Origin of the sequence: Achromobacter sp. JUb104, from assembly GCF_024806975.1 — a bacterium.
GTDB classification, from domain to species: Bacteria; Pseudomonadota; Gammaproteobacteria; order Burkholderiales; family Burkholderiaceae_B; genus Achromobacter; species Achromobacter spanius.
On sequence record NZ_JANUEY010000001.1, the window covers coordinates 2484389 to 2502149 of the forward strand.

The following is a 17761-nucleotide window of genomic DNA, read 5'->3' on the forward strand; positions in this document are numbered from 1 at the left end:
CACCCATCCTACGGGCCATCCTACGGGTGCACGTTCGTAGGATGGGTGGAGTGCGAGATGCCAACCATCTGGGAACTGCCGTCCAGCGCACGTAACCCATCTCGCTCAGCCACGCCCGCGCCCCAGGTTCAACACGATCAGCGCCGCGCCCGCCAGCACAAAACCAAACCCCCACCAGTCGGCTGCGCCCGGTCTGTCGCCGACCAGGGCCATTGCGCCCAGCACGCCAACCACGGGCACCATCAGCGTTGTCAGCGCGGCGACCGTGGCGCTGACGCGTTCGCTCAGGACGAACCACAGCCAATACGCCACCGCCGTGCCCAGGATGATGTGGAACGACAGCGCCGCGACGATGCGGCCGTTCCAGCCTTGGGTGGGAAATGATTCGCCCGCGATCAACACGCCGGTCAGGGCGCAGGCGGCGCCTACGGCCAGTTGCCATGCCGTGATGACGATGCGATGGCCGTTCACGGGCCAGCGCTTCAGATAGACGGTGCCGGCCGCCCATCCGAACGCCGCCACCAGCGGGAAGATCAAGCCCTTGGTTGCCGCCAGATCGTGTTCCGCGAACACCGCGTGCAGCACGGGCCAGGCCAGGATGGCCACGCCTATCGCGCCCAGCATCAACGCCAGCCCGCGCCGCCGGTCCAGGCGTTCGCCCAGGACCAGCCACGCCAGCACCGCCGACATCATGGGCATGGTGAAGGTCAGCACCGCCGCGCGGGACGTACTGGTGCTGAGCTGCGCCCAGGCCACTGCCAGGTTGAAGACGGCCACGGCCAGCACCCCGCCCACGACGATGCCGGGCCACGCGTCGCGAGGCGGCAGCAGCGCCAGCCGCTTGGCGCGCGCCAGCAGCAGCAACAGAATGGCGCCGCTGCCCAGCCCCAGCACGCGCAGCGTAAACGGCGGGAAGATCGCCAAGATGATCTTCACCGCCGGCCAGTTCAAGCCCCAGAACAGGGCCAACGCCACCGGGATCAGGCGCACGCGGCTTTTTCCATGGCGGTCAGTTCGGACAGCCCCTGACGCTGCTTGCCTTGCTCATCGAAGTTCGCGGGATCCAGCCAGCGCTCGTAAGCGGCGCGCAGAGCCGGCCATTCGCTATCGATGATCGAAAACCACGCGGTGTCGCGACTGCGGCCCTTGTAGATCGTGGCTTGGCGGAAGATGCCCTCAAACTGGAACCCCAACCGCGCGGCGGCCTGGCGCGACGGGGCGTTCAGGCTGTCGCACTTCCATTCGTAGCGGCGGTAACCCAGCTCGTCGAACGCGCGGCGCATCAGCAGGAACTGCGCTTCGGTGGCGATGCGGGTGCGCTTGAGCTGGCGCGAGAACGATACGAAGCCGACCTCGATGACGCCATTGGCCGGGTCGATGCGCATCAAGGCCAGCGTGCCGATGGCCCGGCTGGTTTTCAGGTCGATGATGGCGTGGTGCAGCGGGTCGTTGCCCGCCTGGGCGGCTTCGGCAAAGGCGCGGTACGCGGCTTCATCAGCGAACGGGCCAACGCCCATGTAGGTCCAGTCGCTATCGTCCGGCGCCTGGCTGAAGGCCTGGTACAGGTCCGCCGCGTGCCGCTCGGCCGACAGCGGTTCCAGCCGGCAGTAGCGGCCGGTGGTGGATGTTAGCGGCGGACGCGGGCGCGGCGTCCAGCCGGGCACGTCGGGGCCGATGGGTTGTTGGAATGCATTGACGCGGGGTGGCATGCGGCGGGGCCTCATCTAGGGGTAAGCGCGCGCCGCCGGCCGTGGCGGACGCAACACGCAGAACCTCACGATATCGGAATCGTGGCATCATAAAAAGCACCACGATCCTGGAATTTAATGGGGCCATGAATATGCCAGCCCGGGCACCGACGCAGGCAGCAGCGCAGGTACCAACCCCGGCGCCAACCCAAATGCCAAGCCCGAACATTCCCGCCGACAGCGCCCTGCTGTCCAGCCCGCTTGCGCGTGGTCCCGGCGCCCTGCCCCGGCAGCGCCAGCTTATCCAGCGCTTGAAGCAAGCCATTCTGACCGGTCAGTTGCCTGCTGGCGGCAAGCTGCCATCGTCGCGCTCGCTGTCTGAAGACCTGGCGATTTCGCGCAACACGGTGCTGATTGCCTACGAGCAGTTGACGGCCGAAGGCTATGTCATCGCCGACCGCCAGGGCACGCGCGTTGCTCCCCTGTCGGCGCCCTTGTCGTCGCCTCTGTCGTCGCCCCTGTCATCGCCCTCGCTCACGGCCTCCCAGCCATCAGCAAACCGCACCGCCCAGCGCGCCTTGCCCCCCGCCACCGCCACGCGCCTGTCGCGCATCGTGACCACGCGCGCGCCCAGCGACAGTTCGCTGCCGCTGACGCCTGGCACGCCGGCGCTGACCCAATTTCCCTTGAACGCCTGGCGCCGCGCGCAAGACCGCGCCCTGCACGCAGCACCCGCCGCCACGCTGGGCTACGGCCACCCGATAGGCGAGCCCGCGCTGCGCGAAGCCATCGCCCAATACCTGCGCGTGTCGCGGGGCGTGCACTGCGACGCCTCGCGCATCATCATCACCGAAGGCGCCCAAGGTGCCTTGGCCTTGTGCGTGCAATTGCTGACCAACCCTGGCGACACGGCCTGGCTGGAAGATCCGGGCTATCGCGGCGCCAAGTCGGCCTTTCATGGTGGCGACCTGAACGTGGTGGCCATGCGCGTGGACGCCGACGGCATTGTCATCCCCGAAGACGCCTGGCGCACCCAACCACCGCGCCTGATCCAGACCACGCCCACGCATCAATACCCCACGGGCGCCGTGCTGTCGGTCGCGCGTCGGCTGGATTTGCTGGAACGCGCCCGGCGCGCGGGCGCATGGATCATCGAAGACGATTACGACAGTGAATTCCGCCATCAGGGCGAACCCATCGCCGCCATGCAGGGGCTGGTGCCCAACGCGCCCGTGCTGTACGTGGGCACCTTCAGCAAGACGCTGTTTCCCGCCTTGCGGCTGGGCTTTCTGGTGCTGCCCGAGGCGCTTGCCCAGACGGCGCTGCCCTCGGTCGTTGAGATGCTGCGCGGCGGCCATCGGCTGGAACAACTGACCCTGGCCGCCTTCATCGACAACGGCCAGTTTTCGCGCCACCTGGGTCGCATGCGGCGCCTGTACCGCGACCGGCAAGCCGCTTTGCGCGACGCACTGGCCACCCATTTGCGCGTTGACCACGAGGTGCTGGGCGGGCATAGCGGGCTGCATCTGACGGTGCGCCTGCCGTCCGACATTCCGGATCAGGCCATCGTGGCGCAGGCGCGGCTAGTTGGCATGAACCCCAGCGCGCTGTCGTCGTTCGCGATGGTGCCGCGTCCGGAAGACAACGGCCTGGTGATCGGCTATGGCAACACCAGCGCCGACCACTTCCCCACCATGATCAAACGCCTGGGTGACTTCGCGCGCCAAGCAAGGCGTTAGAGGATTGGCATTGGAGAATCAGCGTCGGAGAATCAGCGCTAGAGAATCAGCGCCGCAGCATCGGGCGCTTAACGCACGCCGCTAATTCACCAGGCCGCCCAGCACCAGTACCGCCAGCACCAGCCAGAACAGAAAGCCCAGGATAGAGCGACGCAGCAAGGCCTTGATGGCGGCCCACAGGAACATCAGCCCCAGCACCAGCAAGACAAAGTTGAAGATGGATGGGCTCATGCCCATGGCCTTGGACAGCCCGCCGTAGAAGTCGCCCAAGGCGCCGCCCAAGCCGCCCAGCAGCCACTTGATGCCCGCCACCACGGCGCGCAGCGCTTCGCCGAGCATGACGCCCAGCGATCCGAAAAATCCGTCGTCCTGTGGCATCAGCGGCGCGTGTCCATCAGCATGCGCACGGCCAGGCCGGCCAGCACGGTTCCCATCAGCCAGCGCTGAATCACCATCCACAAGGGCCGCCCCGCCAGAAAGACGGCGATGGAGCCCGCGGTGATGGCGATGACGGCGTTAACCGACAGGCTGATCACCACTTGCGTCATGCCCAAGGCCAGCGACTGCGTGAACACGCTGCCGTGGTCGGGCTGAATGAACTGCGGCAGCAGCGACACATACATCACCGCGATCTTGGGATTGAGCAGGTTCGTCACCAGGCCCATGGTAAAGAGGGTGCGCGCGCTGCTTTTGGGCAGTTCACGCACCTGGAACGGCGAACGACCGCCCGGCCGGATGGCCTGCCACGCCATGTACAGCAGATACAGAGCGCCGCCGATGCGCAGCGCGTCATAGGCCATGGGCACGGTCAGCAGCAAGGCCGTGATGCCGAATGCCGCGCAACACACATAGAAGATGAACCCGACCGCCACGCCGCCCAGCGAAATCAGGCCGGCGCGCGCGCCTTGGGAGATCGAGCGCGACACCAGGTAGATCATGTTGGGGCCGGGCGTCAGCACCATGCCCAAGGACACCAGGGCGAAGGCAAGAAGATGAGTCAGGTCGGGCATGTTGAGCCGGCGCGCGCCGGGTATTGAAGGAAAGTGATTCGCACACGTTATCGCAAAACTGTATCGGAACAGGGATTTTTTTGATGTTCCCAAACCCGCTTTCATCTCGTATCGCCCATGCCACACCGGCGTGGACAGGGCCTGCCGAGCAACATCCACGTCTTTACGACCGCGCCTGCGTAGCGATACAGTGAACCGATCGTACGACTGCATGGAGCACCTGAACATGCCGAATCGTCATCAGTCCCAGGGCGCAAGCCCCATCATCCGAGTCGGCATCGGAGGCTGGACCTACGCGCCCTGGCGCGGCACATTCTTTCCTGAAGGCCTGCCCCACGCGCGCGAACTGGAATACGCCAGCCAGCGGCTGACCGCCATTGAAATCAACGGTACCTACTACAGCACGCAAAAGCCGGCCACCTTCGCCAAGTGGCGCGACGAGACGCCGGACGGCTTTGTCTTTTCGCTGAAGGCATCGCGCTACGCGACCAACCGGCGCGAACTGGCGGGCGCGAAAGACTCTATCTTGCGTTTCGTGAACAGCGGCATCGCCGAGCTGGGCCCCAAGCTGGGGCCGGTGGTGTGGCAGTTTGCCCCCACCAAGACCTTCAACGCCGAGGATTTCGGCGCGTTCCTGGCGCTGCTGCCCGACAAGGTCGATGGCCTGCCGCTGCGCCACGTGCTGGACGTGCGCCACCCCAGCTTTGCTTGCGAGGAATACCTGGAACTGGCCCGCCGCCACCGCACCGCCACGGTCTACACCGACAGCGAGGATTTTCCGTCCATCGCCGACCGCACCGCCGACTTTGTCTACGCACGTTTGATGCGCGCCAGCACCGCGTTCAGGGCGGGCTATGCGCCCAAGGTGCTGGACGCCTGGGCCGAACGCCTGCGCACCTGGGCACGCGGGGCCGATCCGGCCGACCTGCCCCGCATCGGCCAACCGCCGCCTGGGGCGGCCCGCCCGCAGGACGTCTATGCCTTTTTCATCAACGGGGCGAAAGAGCGCGCACCGGCGGCGGCGCGCGCCATGATCGAACGGCTGTAAGCCTTACTGCGCGACCGGCGTGCGCAGCGTCACGAACTCTTCGGCGGCCGTGGGGTGGATGCCGATGGTGTCGTCAAACACCTGCTTGGTGGCGCCCGCCTTCAGCGCCACGGCGATGCCCTGGATAATTTCGCCGGCATCGGGGCCCACCATGTGCACGCCCAGCACGCGATCGGTCTTGGCGTCCACGATCAACTTCATCAAGGTCTTTTCCTGCGATTCCGTCAGCGTCAGCTTCATCGGGCGGAACCGGCTTTCGAAGAGCTTGACCTCGTAGCCGGCCTCGCGTGCTTCTTCGGTGGTCATGCCCACCGTGCCGATGTTCGGCAGGCTGAACACGGCGGTGGGAATCAGCTTGTAGTCGACCTTGCGGTATTCCTCGGGACGGAACAGGCGGCGCGCCACGGCCATGCCTTCGGCCAGCGCCACCGGCGTCAGCGGCACGCGGCCGATCACGTCGCCGATGGCCAGGATGGAAGGCTCGGCCGTGCGGTATTCGTCATCCACCTCAATAAAGCCGTCTTCACGCAGCTTGACGCCGGTGTTCTCCAGGCCCAGGTTGTCCAGCATGGGCCGGCGTCCAGTGGCGTAGAACACGCAGTCCGTCTCGATGACCGAGCCGTCCTTCAGCGTGGCCGCCAGCGAGCCGTCGGGCTGCTTGTCGATACGGGCAAGGTCCGTGAAAAAGCGCAGGTCGACGCCCTTTTTGGTCAGCTCGTCGCGCAGATGCTCGCGCACGCCCTGGTCAAAGCCGCGCAGGAACAAGGGGCCGCGATAAGCCTGGACGGTCTGCGCGCCCATGCCATTGAAAATAGAGGCGAATTCCACGGCGATATAGCCGCCGCCCACCACCAGCACACGGCGCGGCAGCGCCGGCAGGAAGAAGGCCTCGTTGGACGTAATGGCGTGTTCCTTGCCGGGGATGTCCGGCACGCTGGGCCAGCCGCCCGTCGCCACCAGGATGTTGGCGGCGGTGTGGCGTTGGCCGTTGATCTCGACGGTATGCGGGTCGACGATGCGGGCGTGGCCTTCCAGCAGCGTCACGCCGCTATTGACCAGCAAGTTGCGGTAAATGCCGTTAAGGCGCTCGATTTCGCGGTTCTTGTTGGCGATGAGGGTGGGCCAGTCGAAGGACGGTTTGCCCGTGGTCCAGCCAAAGCCGTGGGCCTGCTCGAAGTCTTCGCTGTAGTGGGCGCCGTAGACCAGCAGCTTCTTGGGCACACAGCCCACGTTGACGCAGGTGCCGCCCAGGTAGCGGCTTTCGGCCACGGCCACGCGCGCGCCGAAGCCCGCCGCGAAACGGGCCGCGCGCACGCCGCCCGAGCCCGCACCGATCACAAACAGATCAAAATCGAATGCCATATTGTTTCCTTCGCTATAGCCCGAGCGCCCGCGTTCACGGTCCGGGAAAACCGTATTTAACACTACCGGCGCGCGCCCTGCCCTTAAGCTCTGGCAAGATTCCCCAAAGGAAACCACACCATGAACACTCCCCCCCTGCATATCGGTATCGTCGCCTGCTCCGCCGAAGGCGCTGCGCTGTGCTATCGCACGCTATGCGCGGAAGGCGCGCAGCGCATGGGGCCGCACGCGCACCCCGAAATTTCCCTGCATACCCACTCACTGGCGGATTACGTGGTTTGCCTGGACAACAACGACCTGCCCGGCGTGGGCGCGTTGATGCTGTCGTCAGCCGGCAAGCTGGCGCGCGCGGGCGCCGACTTTCTGATCTGCCCCGACAACACCATCCACCAGGCGCTGGGCCACGTGCTGCCGGATTCCCCGCTGCCCTGGCTGCATATCGCCGAAGAAGTCGCGGCCGAGGCGCGGGCGCGCGGCTACCGGCGCATCGGCATCCTGGGCACCCGCTGGCTGGTCGACAGCAGCGTCTACCCGGACAAGCTGGGTGCGCAGGGGCTGGATTACCTGCGCCCCGCCGACGCAGACCGGATCACGCTGGGCCGCATCATCATGGACGAACTGGTCTATGGCGAATTCAAGCCCGAATCGGTGGCGCGGCTGCAAGGCGTGGTGGAACGCCTGCGCGATGCCGGCTGCGATGCCGTGGTGCTGGGCTGCACCGAATTACCGCTGGTGTTGAACGACGGCAATTGCGCGCTGCCCACCCTGGACTCCACCCGCATCCTGGCGCGCGCCGCGCTGTCCCGTGCCCTGGCGCCGCGCTGAGCGCGCCTAGATCTGGTCCAGGCCAAACTGCCGCAAGCGGTCCAGGTCCAGCACCTTGATCTGGTGATACGCCAGCGCCAGGATCCCGGCGTCCGCCAGCGTCTGCAAGGCCTGGTTCACGCGCTGGCGCGACAAGCCCGTCAGAAAGCCCAGCTCTTCCTGCGAAATCGCCAGCGTCAGGTCGGTGGACGGATACAAGCGCGGGTTGAACAACTGCGCCAGGGACTGCGCCACGCGCGCATCAGCGTCCAGCAGCCGATGGTTCTGGATGGACGCAATGAACTCGCCCATGCGGTCGTTCAATTGGCCGATGACGAAATGCGAAAACGGCAGGCTGGCGGCAAGCAGCGAGTGAAAGGTCGCGGTCGGCACCAACATCACGAGCGACGGCTGGATCGCCACCACATCGTATTTGCGCAGTTCGCGCTTGATGACGCTGCCTTCGCCGAACCAGCCCCCGCGCGGCACGCCGGAAAACGTGCAGCTGCGTCCCGATTCGTTATAGATGGCCAGCTTCAGCAGCCCCGTATGCACGCCCAGCCAGTAATCCGATGGCGCGTTGCGCCGCGCAATCCAGGCCCCGTTCGCCACGTGTTCCGCCCGCGACGTCGCCAGCACCAAATCCTGGTGCCGGGCGTCCAGCGCGCCGAACCAGGCACAGGCCCGGAACAGGCTGGCGAGCTCGGCATCGGAAACAATGTTTGAAACGTCGGACATGGGCGGAACCGTGTAAAACTGGGAGTTTTCGGGGTCGGCCGGCGGTCTGTCATGCAGGCGACAGACAGTATTTTCCGGCCGCCCCTAAGCTCACGCAAGCGACGGGAATCAAGCTTCCCGCAATCAGCACACCTCGAACAAGACAGGGGCCGCACGACGAGCCCCATTCGGAGACTAGGCATGAGCAGCATGTTCGACCATGGTTTGGGGCGCCGCGACGCCAACTACACCCCTTTGACGCCCGTGGACTTCATCGCCCGCGCGGCGGAAGTCTATGGCCACCGGCTTGCCGTGGTGCACGGCCAGGTGCGGCGCACATGGGGCCAGACCTACGAACGCGCGCAGCGGCTGGCCAATGCGCTGGAACGAGCCGGCATCAAGCGCGGCGACACCGTTGCCGTCATGCTGCCCAACATTCCCGCCATGGTCGAAGCCCACTTCGGCGTGCCGATGCTGGGCGCCGTGCTGAACACGCTGAACACCCGGCTGGACGCGCCCAGCGTGCTGTTCATGCTGGGCCACGGCGAAGCCCGCGCGCTGATCATCGACACCGAATATGCCGACATCGCCCAACGCGCCCGCGCCGAATTCCCCCACCTGACCGTCATCTCGGTCCACGACCTGGACGGCGCGCCCGCCACCCTGCCCGGCGCCGTCGACTACGAGGCCTTTCTGGCCGACGCCCCCGCCCGTTACGACTGGCAGCCGCCCGCCGACGAATGGGACGCCATTGCGCTGAACTACACGTCGGGCACCACCGGCGACCCGAAAGGCGTGGTCTACCACTATCGCGGCGCCTATATGAACGCCGTCAGCAACATACTTGAATGGGACATGCCCAAGCACGCGGTCTATCTGTGGACGCTGCCCATGTTCCATTGCAACGGCTGGTGCTTTCCGTGGACCGTCGCCGCGCGCGCGGGCGTGAACGTCTGCCTGCGCAAGTTCGACCCCAAGACGGTATTCGACCTGATCCGCGCCGAAGGCGTCACGCACTATTGCGGCGCGCCCATCGTGCAAAGCGCGCTGGCCAACGCGCCCGTCGAACTGCGGGCGGGCATCACGCACACCGTGCGCACCATGGTGGCGGGCGCCGCGCCCGCGCCGGCCGTCATCGCCAAGATGCGCGAAATCGGCTTTGAACTGACGCACGTGTACGGCCTGACCGAAGTCTACGGGCCGGCCGCGGTGTGCGCCCGCCAGGAAGCCTGGGACGCGCTGGACGATGAACGCCGCGCCTTGCTGACCGCGCGCCAGGGCGTGCGCTACCACTTGCAGGCGGGCGTGTCCGTGCGCAACCCCGACACCATGCAGGAAGTGCCCGCCGATGAGCAGACCGTGGGCGAGATCATGTTCCGCGGCAACATCTGCATGAAGGGCTATCTGAAAAACGAACGCGCCACCGACGAGGCATTCGCGGGCGGCTGGTTCCACACCGGCGACCTGGGCGTGATGACGCCGGACGGGTATGTGCGCATCAAAGACCGCAGCAAGGACATCATCATCTCGGGCGGCGAAAACATTTCCAGCATCGAAGTGGAAGACGCGCTCTACCGCCACCCCGCCGTGGCGGCCGTGGCCGTCGTGGCCATGCCCGACCCGAAGTGGGGCGAAACGCCTTGCGCCTTTGTCGAACTGAAGGCCGGCAGCACCGCCACCGCCGAAGAGATCATTGCGCATTGCAAGCTGCTGCTGGCGGGCTTCAAGGTGCCGCGCGCGGTGCGCTTCGGCGAACTGCCCAAGACGTCCACCGGCAAGATCCAGAAGTTTGAACTGCGCGCCGCCATCGGCGCGACCCAGGCCATTGATCTGGCCAGCCCGTCGGCCGATAGCGCGGTCGACACCGCCCCTGCCCAAGACAACCCCAACAAAGCCGCCTGAACGCCGGCGCCCCAGCAACCTTCATCCAGGAGTTTTTCGGCCATGACGTACCAAGCCCCCGTGAAAGACATGCTGTTTGTGTTGAACCATCTGGCCGGCCTGCCGCAAGTTGCCGCCCTGCCCGGTTTCGAGGAGGCCACGCCCGACACCGCCCAAGCCGTGCTGGAAGAATCCGCCCACTTCGCCGCCGAAGTGCTGGCCCCCCTGAACCACCCGGCCGACCGCGAGCCCAGCGCGTGGCGAGACGGCGCCGTCACCACCACGCCAGGCTTCAAGCAGGCCTTTCGCCAATACACCGAAGCCGGCTGGCAAGGCATGTCGCATCCACAGGAATACGGTGGCCAGGGCTTGCCCGGGCTGATCGGCTCGCCCTGCTCTGAAATGCTGAACGCCGCCAACCTGTCTTTCGCGCTGTGCCCCTTGCTGACCAACGGCGCCATCGAGGCGCTGCTGACGGCGGGTTCGCCGGAACTGAAAACACGCTTCATCGGCCCGATGATTTCCGGGCAATGGACCGGCACCATGAACCTGACCGAGCCGCAAGCCGGGTCCGATCTGGCCATGATCCGCACGCGCGCGCAACCGGTGGGCGACGGCACGTACCGCTTGTCTGGCACCAAGATCTTCATCACCTACGGCGACCACGACCTGACCGAGAACATCCTGCACCTGGTGCTGGCGCGCTTGCCGGATGCGCCCGAGGGTGTGAAGGGTATTTCCCTGTTCCTGGTCCCGAAGTTCCTGGTCAACGAAGACGGCTCGCTGGGCGCGCGCAACGACGTCACCTGCGTGTCCATCGAACACAAGCTGGGCATCAAGGCCAGCCCCACGGCCACCTTGCAATTTGGCGACGCGGGCGGCGCGCTGGGCTATCTGGTCGGCCAGGAAAACCGTGGGCTGGACGCCATGTTCATCATGATGAACGCCGCGCGCTACGCGGTGGGCGTGCAAGGCATCGCCATTGCCGACCGCGCCTACCAGCACGCGTTGGCCTATGCCGCCGACCGCGTGCAAAGCCGTCCGGTGGACGGGTCGGCGCGCGAGGCAGTGACCATCATCCATCACCCTGACGTGCGCCGCATGCTGGGCACCATGCGCGCCTTGACCGAGGCCGGCCGCGCGCTGGCTTACGTGACCGCCGGACACGCCGATCTGGCCCACGCCAGCGCCGACGCCGACGAACGCAAACGCCATCTGGCCATCCAGGAATTCCTGGTGCCCATCGTCAAGGGCTGGTGCACCGAAATGTCCATCGATGTCGCCAGCCTGGGCGTGCAGGTGCATGGCGGCATGGGCTTCATTGAAGAAACCGGCGCGGCGCAGTACTACCGCGATGCCCGCATCTTGACCATCTATGAAGGCACCACCGCCATCCAGGCCAATGACCTCGTCGGCCGCAAGACCCTGCGCGACGGCGGCGCCGTGGCGCAAGGCCTGCTGGAAGCCATCCGCCAGACCGAAACGGAATTGGAATCGCGCAGCGAACCCGCCGCAGGCCTGGTGCTGAAGCCGCTGCGCCAGGCCCGTCTGGCGCTGGCCAACGTGGTGGACTTCGTGCTGGCCAATGCGGCCAGCGCGCCGAATGCGGTGTTCGGCTCGGCGGTGCCTTATCTGCTGCTGGCCGGCACCACCTTGGCGGGCTGGCAGATGGCGCGCGCGCTCTTGGCCAGCCTGGAACACCAGGCTGAAGACCCTGAATTCCATCAGGCCAAGATCGCCACGGTGCAGACCTATGCCCTGCATAAGCTGACCCAGGCACCCGGCCTGGCGGCCGTGGTGCTGGGGTCCAAGGACTACGCGGTGCAACCCTGACCGGAAGGTGGCGGCGCGGCCTTGGCGGGCAGCGTCGCCACCCAGAACAACAGCGCCGTCACGCTGATGGCGCCGCCCAGCGCGCAGACGCCCAACCATCCCGCGCGGGCATACACGGCGGTCGACGCAATTGCCCCCAGCCCGCTGCCCACCGCGTAGAACATCATGTAGCCCCCGACCAGCCGGCTATGCGCCTGCGTGCTGATGCTGAAGATCATCGTCTGATTGGTCACATGCAAGGCTTGCAGCGCCACGTCCAGCACCAGCACGCCCACCGCCAAGGCCCATAGGCTGTGGTCCAGCAATGCAATGGGCAACCACGCCAGGCACAGCAGCAACAGGCCCGCGCCGGTGGTGCGCTGGCCCAGGCCGCGATCGGCCCAACGGCCGGCACGCGCCGCCATCAGCACCCCCAACACCCCCACCAAGCCGAACGCGCCCACCGCCGTGTGCGACAAGGAATGCGGCGGCGCGCTTAGCGGCAACACCAGCGCGGTCCAGAACGCGCTGATGGCGGCGAACATCAGCAAGGCGATCATGCCGCGCACACGCAGCACGGGTTCCGTAGCCAGCAGCGTCGCCATGGAACGCAGCAGGGCAACATAAGACAGGTTGGCCGTGGGCAGCCGACGTTGCGGCAAGCGATGCATGAGCACCAGCGCCAGCACGGCAGCCACCACCGCCGACACGCCGTACACCGCGCGCCAGCCCCAGGCATCGGACACCACGCCGGCCACCGTGCGCGCCAGCAGCAGGCCGATCACCACCCCGCCCTGCGCGGCGCCCACCACCCGGCCGCGTTCGCCGGGCGCGGCCAGGGCGGCGGACAGCGCCAGCAAGCCCTGCGTCATCGCCGTGCCCAGCAGGCCCAGCGCCACCATGCCCGCCAGCAGCCAGGGCGTGTTGGCGGATAGCGCCACCGCTACCAGGGCCAGCATCAAGAGGCCTAATTGGCCCAGCATCAATTGGCGTCGGTCCAGCAGATCGCCCAGTGGCACCACCAACAGCAGCGCCACCGCGCAGCCCAATTGGGTGGCCGTGACCACCACGCCCACCGCTCCCGGGTCCAGCGCGAACTCGCGCCCGATCGCATCCAGCAAGGGCTGCGCGTAATACACGTTGGCCACGCTCAAGGCGCAGGCGACCGCCAGCAACATAACTAGCGAGGTTGGCATGGGGCTGGGTACGGAATCCGCTGAGCCGACGGGATTGGCACGAGTATGTGAGGGGTCAGGCATAGGTTCGCTTCGGTTTTATTACGAAACCAGAATGCTAGGTCTTTAGGTTTTATAATGCAACCGTTCTGTCTAGTGCCGTTCCCGCCGTCCCTACGCCCATCCCTTTTGCTTGAGGACCCGACATGGTCAAACGCACCAGCCTTGAAGGCGCCGCCTGTCCGGTGGCGCGCTCGTTAGATGCCATCGGCGACTGGTGGTCGCTGCTGATCGTGCGGGATGCGTTTGACGGCATCCGGCGGTTTGGCGAATTTCAGAAAAGCCTGGGCGTGGCGAAGAACATTCTTAGCGACCGGCTGCGCACGCTGGTCGCCCACGGCATTCTTGCCGTGGCCCCCGCATCGGACGGCAGCGCCTACCAGGAATACGTGCTGACGGACAAAGGCCGCGCCTTGTTTCCCGTGATCGTCGGCTTGCGCCAATGGGGCGAAGACCACTATTACGGCCCCGCCGAAGCCCATTCAACGCTGATCGACCGCAAGCGCGGCCAAGCCGTCCGGCGCCTGGAAATCCGCGCGCAGGACGGCCGCCTGCTGGAACCCGACGACACGGTCGTGCAGAAGACGACGACGCCAGCTACCTAGGCGGGCCATTGCCCCGTGGCCAGCGCGGTCGGGGCGTAGTCATGGAACCGCCACCGCAGCGCCAAGGCGCCGGGGCGGCGCACCACGCGGCGCACGTGCACGCGCCACAGCCGTTCCGCGCCCGCGAAGGTCTGAATTTCAGGGCTGTCCAACACCACTTCCGCCCGGCCGGACACTTGCAACACGTCGCCCCGTTCAAAATCGATGAACACCAGCCCGGCGCGCGGGTTCGCCGTCAAATTGCCCAAGGTGTTGAAAAAGCGGTTGCCGGAAAAGTCGGGAATGGTCAGCACATTGCCGTCCACCCGCACGAAGCCGGGCTTGCCGCCCCGGTGCGAGACATCCACCGCCCGGTCGACGTTCCTCGTGTTGACCATGTCCGGGTTTACGTCCGGGTTCACAGCAAGGTCCATGTCCGGAGCGTCTACATACGACGCCACGAAAAACGTGTCGGACGCGCGGATCAACGCGCGCGCTGCGTCGTCCAACTGGTTTGCTTCGGCTTGCGCCGTGGCAACGCGCAACGACGGCGGACGCGAAAAGCTGAAGTCGCGCGCCTGAATGTATTGCGGGCAATTGCCGAACGACTGCGTGACCGCCACGTCAAAGCGCTGACCATCCCACGCGGCAACGCGGCCGTTCATGCGATTGCGGCGGCGCGTGTGCAATTCAATCCCCAAGAGGCCCACCGGCTGGCCCAGGTTCAGCCCCGCGCGCAGCGGGTCGTCGGCATCGGGCGCGGCGGCTAGGCTTAGCGTGTGCGGGTCGGGCGATACGGCAAAGCCCGGTTCGCCTTCCAGCACGCCGGCCCAGGGGTCGCCCTGCGCGTCCACCGTACCCATCACCACAAAGGGCAACTGCGCGAAGAACGCGCGGTGCTGGTCCGGCATGTAGTCGCGGATGACCTTGGGGCCGATCTGCGCCATGCGCACGGCCACGCCGATGCGCGTTTGCAGCAGGCGTTCGCCCGCATGCCAGGGGGATGCACTGTGCGGGGTAGCGTCAGCGTTGGTCATGATGCGGTCCTTGCGGTGGGGGCTGTTGCCGGTTTCAAGCCGCTTGCAAGCCCGCGGCGGTACGCGCCATGGGCACGAAGCCGGGCAGGTTCTCGATACGGTCCAGCCATGCACGCACATGCGGATAATCCGCCAGCGACACGTTGCCTTCGGGCGCGTGCGACACGTAGGCATAGCAAGCCACATCCGCGATCGTCGGCGTGGATCCCGTCAGGAATTCGCGGCCGCTCAGCTCGCCGTTCATGACCGTCAACAAGGCATGCGCGCGCGCCATGGTGGTGTCCGCGTCGTGGGCCGCGCCAAACACCGTGATCAGGCGCGCCGTTGCCGGGCCGTAGGCCAAGGGCCCCGCTGCCACCGATAGCCAGCGTTGCACGGCAGCCGCGCCGGCCGGGTCGCTGGGCAACCAGGCCTGGCCGCCGTAGCGCGTGGCCAGGTAAACCAGGATGGCGTTCGAGTCGGCCACCACCGTGCCGTTGTCGTCAATCACCGGCACCTGGCCGAACGCATTCAGCGCCAGGAATGCCGGGCGCTTGTGTTCACCGCCGCGCAGGTCGACGTCAACACGCTGGTGGGGCACGTTCAGCAACGACAGCATCAAGGCAACGCGGTGGGCGTGGCCAGACAGGGGAAAGCTATAGAAGGTCAACGGGGCGGCGGACATGGAGATTTCCAGAGTGGGTGAACGAGGGCTCCATGTTGGCCCTCCCCGCCCGCCGCGTGAACGGCCAGCCGCGACAAGACACTATTGCTGAAAATGAAAGGACAGCGCTGAAAGGACAGCGATGAAAGCGAAGAAAGCGCAGCGCCGCCCGCGCGCGGCGGCTCAGACCGGCAGCGCCGCCAGATCGCGGCGCAAGGCCTCTACGCAGAATTCAACAAAGCTGCGCACCTTGGCCGAACTGCGGCGGCCTTCCGGGTACACCACGTGCACCGGCATCGGCGGCAATTCAAAGTCGCGCAACACCACCTGCAAGGCGCCGCTTTTCAGGTGGCGGGCCACCTGGTACGACACCACCTGCGTCAGCCCCCACCCTTCGCAGGCGGCCAGCACGGCGGCCTGGAACGACGTGACCGTCAACTGCGATGACACGTTCATCCACCGCGGCTCCCCGTCCTGCATGAAGCGCCACTGCGCGCCGCGCCCTTCCATTGCCGCGGTGATCGTGCAAAAACGCGCCAGCGCATCGGGGTGTTCGGGCGCGCCGTGTTCCTGCAAAAACGCAGGCGCGGCGCACACCACGCGGCGCACGTGCCCAACGGGCACCGCCGTCAGCGTGGAATCCGGCAAGGCGCCGATGCGCACCGCAACGTCTACGCCTTCGTCCAACAGGTTGACAACGCGGTCCACCAACAGCGTGCGCAGCGAGACTTCGCGATGGGCGCGCAGATATCCCAGCACCACCGGCATCACGTGCAGTTCGCCAAAAAAGGCGGGCGCAGTGACATGCAGCGCGCCGCGCGGCACGGCCATTACGCCGGCGGCGGCGTCGTCGGCCTGTTCAACCTCTTCAAGAATGCGACGGCAATCGGCGGCGTAGCGCTGGCCGGCTTCGGTCAGGCGCAGGCTGCGCGTGGTGCGCACCAGCAGCAAGGCGCCCAGCCGCCGCTCCAGGGCGGCGACGCTGCGCGTCACGGTGGGCGCGGACATGTCCAGGCGCCGCGCGGCGGCGGCAAAGCTCTGCGCCTCGGCCACGGCCAGGAACACCGACATTTCGTGGAAGCGATTCATGGCTGGACCTTGGCGCGCGGGGCTTTGAATGGGGAGGGTGAGGGGGAAGCGGTTGGGGAAGCGGTTGGCGAAGATGGGGAAGAGGAAGCGGCTGGCGCCGCCCAGGCGGCGGCGCTGTCCTGGATGCATCGCCGCACGATATCGCCCAAGGCGACGGTCACAGAGTCGGGCTGCGCCTGCGCACGATACAGCGACAGCGCAATCGACGGCAAAGCAGGCAGGCCCTGTTCGCCCGGCGCCAACGCGCGCACGCTGGCGGGCAAGCCCAAGGGCGTGCGCACGGCCAAGCCTAAACCCGCCGACACCGCTGCCCACAGCCCAGCCAGGCTGGGGCTGGTGAACGCGGGTAGCCAATGCAGGCCGGCGCGGTCCAGGGCGTCGGTGGCGCAGGTGCGAAACAGGCACGGCGCCTCGAACGCCACCAAGGGCACATCGCCATCGCCATCGCGACTGCCAATGCGATCGCGATGGCCGTTGCCATCACCAGTGCCAGTGCCAGTGCCAATGTCAGCGCCATGCCTGCTGGCCGCGTGCGTGGGCTGCGCGGGGCCGATCCAGCGCATGGGCAGATCCAGCAAGCGCTCCGCATGCGGCACACGGGCGTCGTGGTCCCAGGCTAGGACCAGATCCAACTGCCCCACCGCCAGCCGTTCCAGCAATTCGGCATTGCGCGCGACCCGCGCTTCTATCCGCACCTTGGGATGCGCCCTGGCGAACTGGCCCAGAACCTGCGGCAACACCATTTCGCCAAAATCTTCCTGCATGCCCAGCCGCACCCGGCCGGAAAGCTCGCCGCCCTGCACTGCGCGCGCGGCCTGGTCGTTCAATTCCAGCAGGCGGCGGCCATAGGCCAGCATGGTCTCGCCCGCCTCGGTCAGCGCCAGGCCGCGCCCGGCTTTGCGCAACAGCGGCACGCCGGCCTGTTCCTCCAGCTTTTTCATCTGCGCGCTGATGGCGGACGTCGAGCGGCCCAGGCGGTCGGCCGCACGGCCAAAACTGCCCAGGTCCACCCCCGCGACAAAGCTGCGCAGCACATCCAGGTCAAAGGTCACCGGCCGCATTGGATAGTCCTGTTTTTCAAAACAATTGACGCAATATTTCCTGATTTTCAA

Annotated in this window: 17 protein-coding genes; 6 read left to right on the plus strand and 11 right to left on the minus strand. The window is 66.6% G+C overall.

What is annotated here, in order from left to right; genetic code table 11:
• Positions 1-105 precede the first annotated feature (105 nt).
• Positions 106-990 (minus strand): DMT family transporter, encoded by an 885-nt coding sequence (locus tag M2361_RS11205; protein WP_259249037.1) that lies wholly within the window; start codon positions 988-990, stop codon positions 106-108.
• The gene (locus tag M2361_RS11210; protein ID WP_259249038.1) at positions 981-1709 is read right to left on the minus strand and encodes a GNAT family N-acetyltransferase; all 729 of its coding nucleotides are present in this window, start codon (positions 1707-1709) and stop codon (positions 981-983) included. Before M2361_RS11210 ends, M2361_RS11205 begins: the two co-directional genes overlap by 10 nt.
• Before the next feature lie 191 nt (positions 1710-1900).
• On the opposite strand from M2361_RS11210, the gene M2361_RS11215 reads away from it, so the two are divergent.
• Entirely contained in the window at positions 1901-3427 is a 1527-nt protein-coding gene (locus M2361_RS11215) for a PLP-dependent aminotransferase family protein (protein ID WP_259249042.1), read from the plus strand.
• A gap of 81 nt (positions 3428-3508) precedes the next feature.
• On the opposite strand, the gene M2361_RS11220 is transcribed toward M2361_RS11215, so the two are convergent.
• Together M2361_RS11220 and M2361_RS11225 are read right to left on the minus strand one after the other, a co-directional pair.
• Positions 3509-3805, minus strand: a complete 297-nt coding sequence (locus M2361_RS11220; RefSeq protein ID WP_100855228.1) for a hypothetical protein — start codon at positions 3803-3805, stop codon at positions 3509-3511.
• Entirely contained in the window at positions 3805-4437 is a 633-nt protein-coding gene (locus tag M2361_RS11225; RefSeq protein ID WP_100855227.1) for a LysE family translocator, read from the minus strand. Before M2361_RS11225 ends, M2361_RS11220 begins: the two co-directional genes overlap by 1 nt.
• Positions 4438-4663: 226 nt before the next feature.
• Between M2361_RS11225 and M2361_RS11230 the strand changes: the two genes are divergently transcribed.
• Entirely contained in the window at positions 4664-5485 is an 822-nt protein-coding gene (locus M2361_RS11230; RefSeq protein ID WP_259249044.1) for a DUF72 domain-containing protein, read from the plus strand.
• A 3-nt stretch (positions 5486-5488) separates the two neighbouring features.
• On the opposite strand, the gene gorA is transcribed toward M2361_RS11230, so the two are convergent.
• Complete coding sequence (gorA, locus tag M2361_RS11235; RefSeq protein WP_259249045.1) at positions 5489-6847, minus strand: glutathione-disulfide reductase; 1359 nt, start codon at positions 6845-6847, stop codon at positions 5489-5491.
• A gap of 120 nt (positions 6848-6967) precedes the next feature.
• On the opposite strand from gorA, the gene M2361_RS11240 reads away from it, so the two are divergent.
• Positions 6968-7672 (plus strand): aspartate/glutamate racemase family protein, encoded by a 705-nt coding sequence (locus M2361_RS11240; RefSeq protein ID WP_259249048.1) that lies wholly within the window; start codon positions 6968-6970, stop codon positions 7670-7672.
• 6 nt (positions 7673-7678) lie between these two features.
• Here M2361_RS11240 and M2361_RS11245 read toward each other — a convergent pair whose 3' ends face one another.
• Positions 7679-8389, minus strand: a complete 711-nt coding sequence (locus tag M2361_RS11245; protein WP_259249050.1) for a Crp/Fnr family transcriptional regulator — start codon at positions 8387-8389, stop codon at positions 7679-7681.
• 180 nt (positions 8390-8569) lie between these two features.
• On the opposite strand from M2361_RS11245, the gene M2361_RS11250 reads away from it, so the two are divergent.
• Both M2361_RS11250 and M2361_RS11255 read left to right on the plus strand, forming a co-directional pair.
• On the plus strand, positions 8570-10270 hold the full coding sequence (locus tag M2361_RS11250; RefSeq protein WP_259249052.1) for an acyl-CoA synthetase: 1701 nt from the start codon (positions 8570-8572) through the stop codon (positions 10268-10270).
• A gap of 42 nt (positions 10271-10312) precedes the next feature.
• Positions 10313-12082 (plus strand): acyl-CoA dehydrogenase, encoded by a 1770-nt coding sequence (locus M2361_RS11255; protein ID WP_259249054.1) that lies wholly within the window; start codon positions 10313-10315, stop codon positions 12080-12082.
• On the opposite strand, the gene M2361_RS11260 is transcribed toward M2361_RS11255, so the two are convergent.
• Positions 12064-13257: an MFS transporter gene (locus M2361_RS11260; protein ID WP_259249056.1), complete on the minus strand. Its 1194-nt coding sequence runs from the start codon at positions 13255-13257 to the stop codon at positions 12064-12066. The genes M2361_RS11255 and M2361_RS11260 overlap by 19 nt on opposite strands.
• 185 nt (positions 13258-13442) lie before the next feature.
• Between M2361_RS11260 and M2361_RS11265 the strand changes: the two genes are divergently transcribed.
• The gene (locus tag M2361_RS11265; RefSeq protein ID WP_259249058.1) at positions 13443-13901 is read left to right on the plus strand and encodes a helix-turn-helix domain-containing protein; all 459 of its coding nucleotides are present in this window, start codon (positions 13443-13445) and stop codon (positions 13899-13901) included.
• On the opposite strand, the gene M2361_RS11270 is transcribed toward M2361_RS11265, so the two are convergent.
• The 4 genes from M2361_RS11270 to M2361_RS11285 all read right to left on the minus strand — a co-directional run bounded on the left by M2361_RS11270 (position 13898) and on the right by M2361_RS11285 (position 17710).
• Positions 13898-14917: a pyridoxamine 5'-phosphate oxidase family protein gene (locus tag M2361_RS11270; protein WP_259249060.1), complete on the minus strand. Its 1020-nt coding sequence runs from the start codon at positions 14915-14917 to the stop codon at positions 13898-13900. The two genes, M2361_RS11265 and M2361_RS11270, sit on opposite strands and share 4 nt — an antisense overlap.
• Before the next feature lie 34 nt (positions 14918-14951).
• Positions 14952-15581 (minus strand): glutathione S-transferase family protein, encoded by a 630-nt coding sequence (locus M2361_RS11275; protein WP_259249061.1) that lies wholly within the window; start codon positions 15579-15581, stop codon positions 14952-14954.
• A 162-nt stretch (positions 15582-15743) separates the two neighbouring features.
• Positions 15744-16649 carry a LysR family transcriptional regulator gene (locus M2361_RS11280; RefSeq protein WP_259249063.1) on the minus strand — a complete coding sequence of 302 codons (906 nt, stop codon included), beginning with the start codon at positions 16647-16649 and terminating at the stop codon, positions 15744-15746.
• A complete protein-coding gene (locus M2361_RS11285; protein ID WP_259249064.1) occupies positions 16646-17710 on the minus strand; it encodes a LysR substrate-binding domain-containing protein in 1065 nt (354 codons plus the stop codon). The genes M2361_RS11280 and M2361_RS11285 overlap by 4 nt, the downstream gene beginning before the upstream one ends.
• Between the last annotated feature and the right edge of the window lie 51 nt (positions 17711-17761).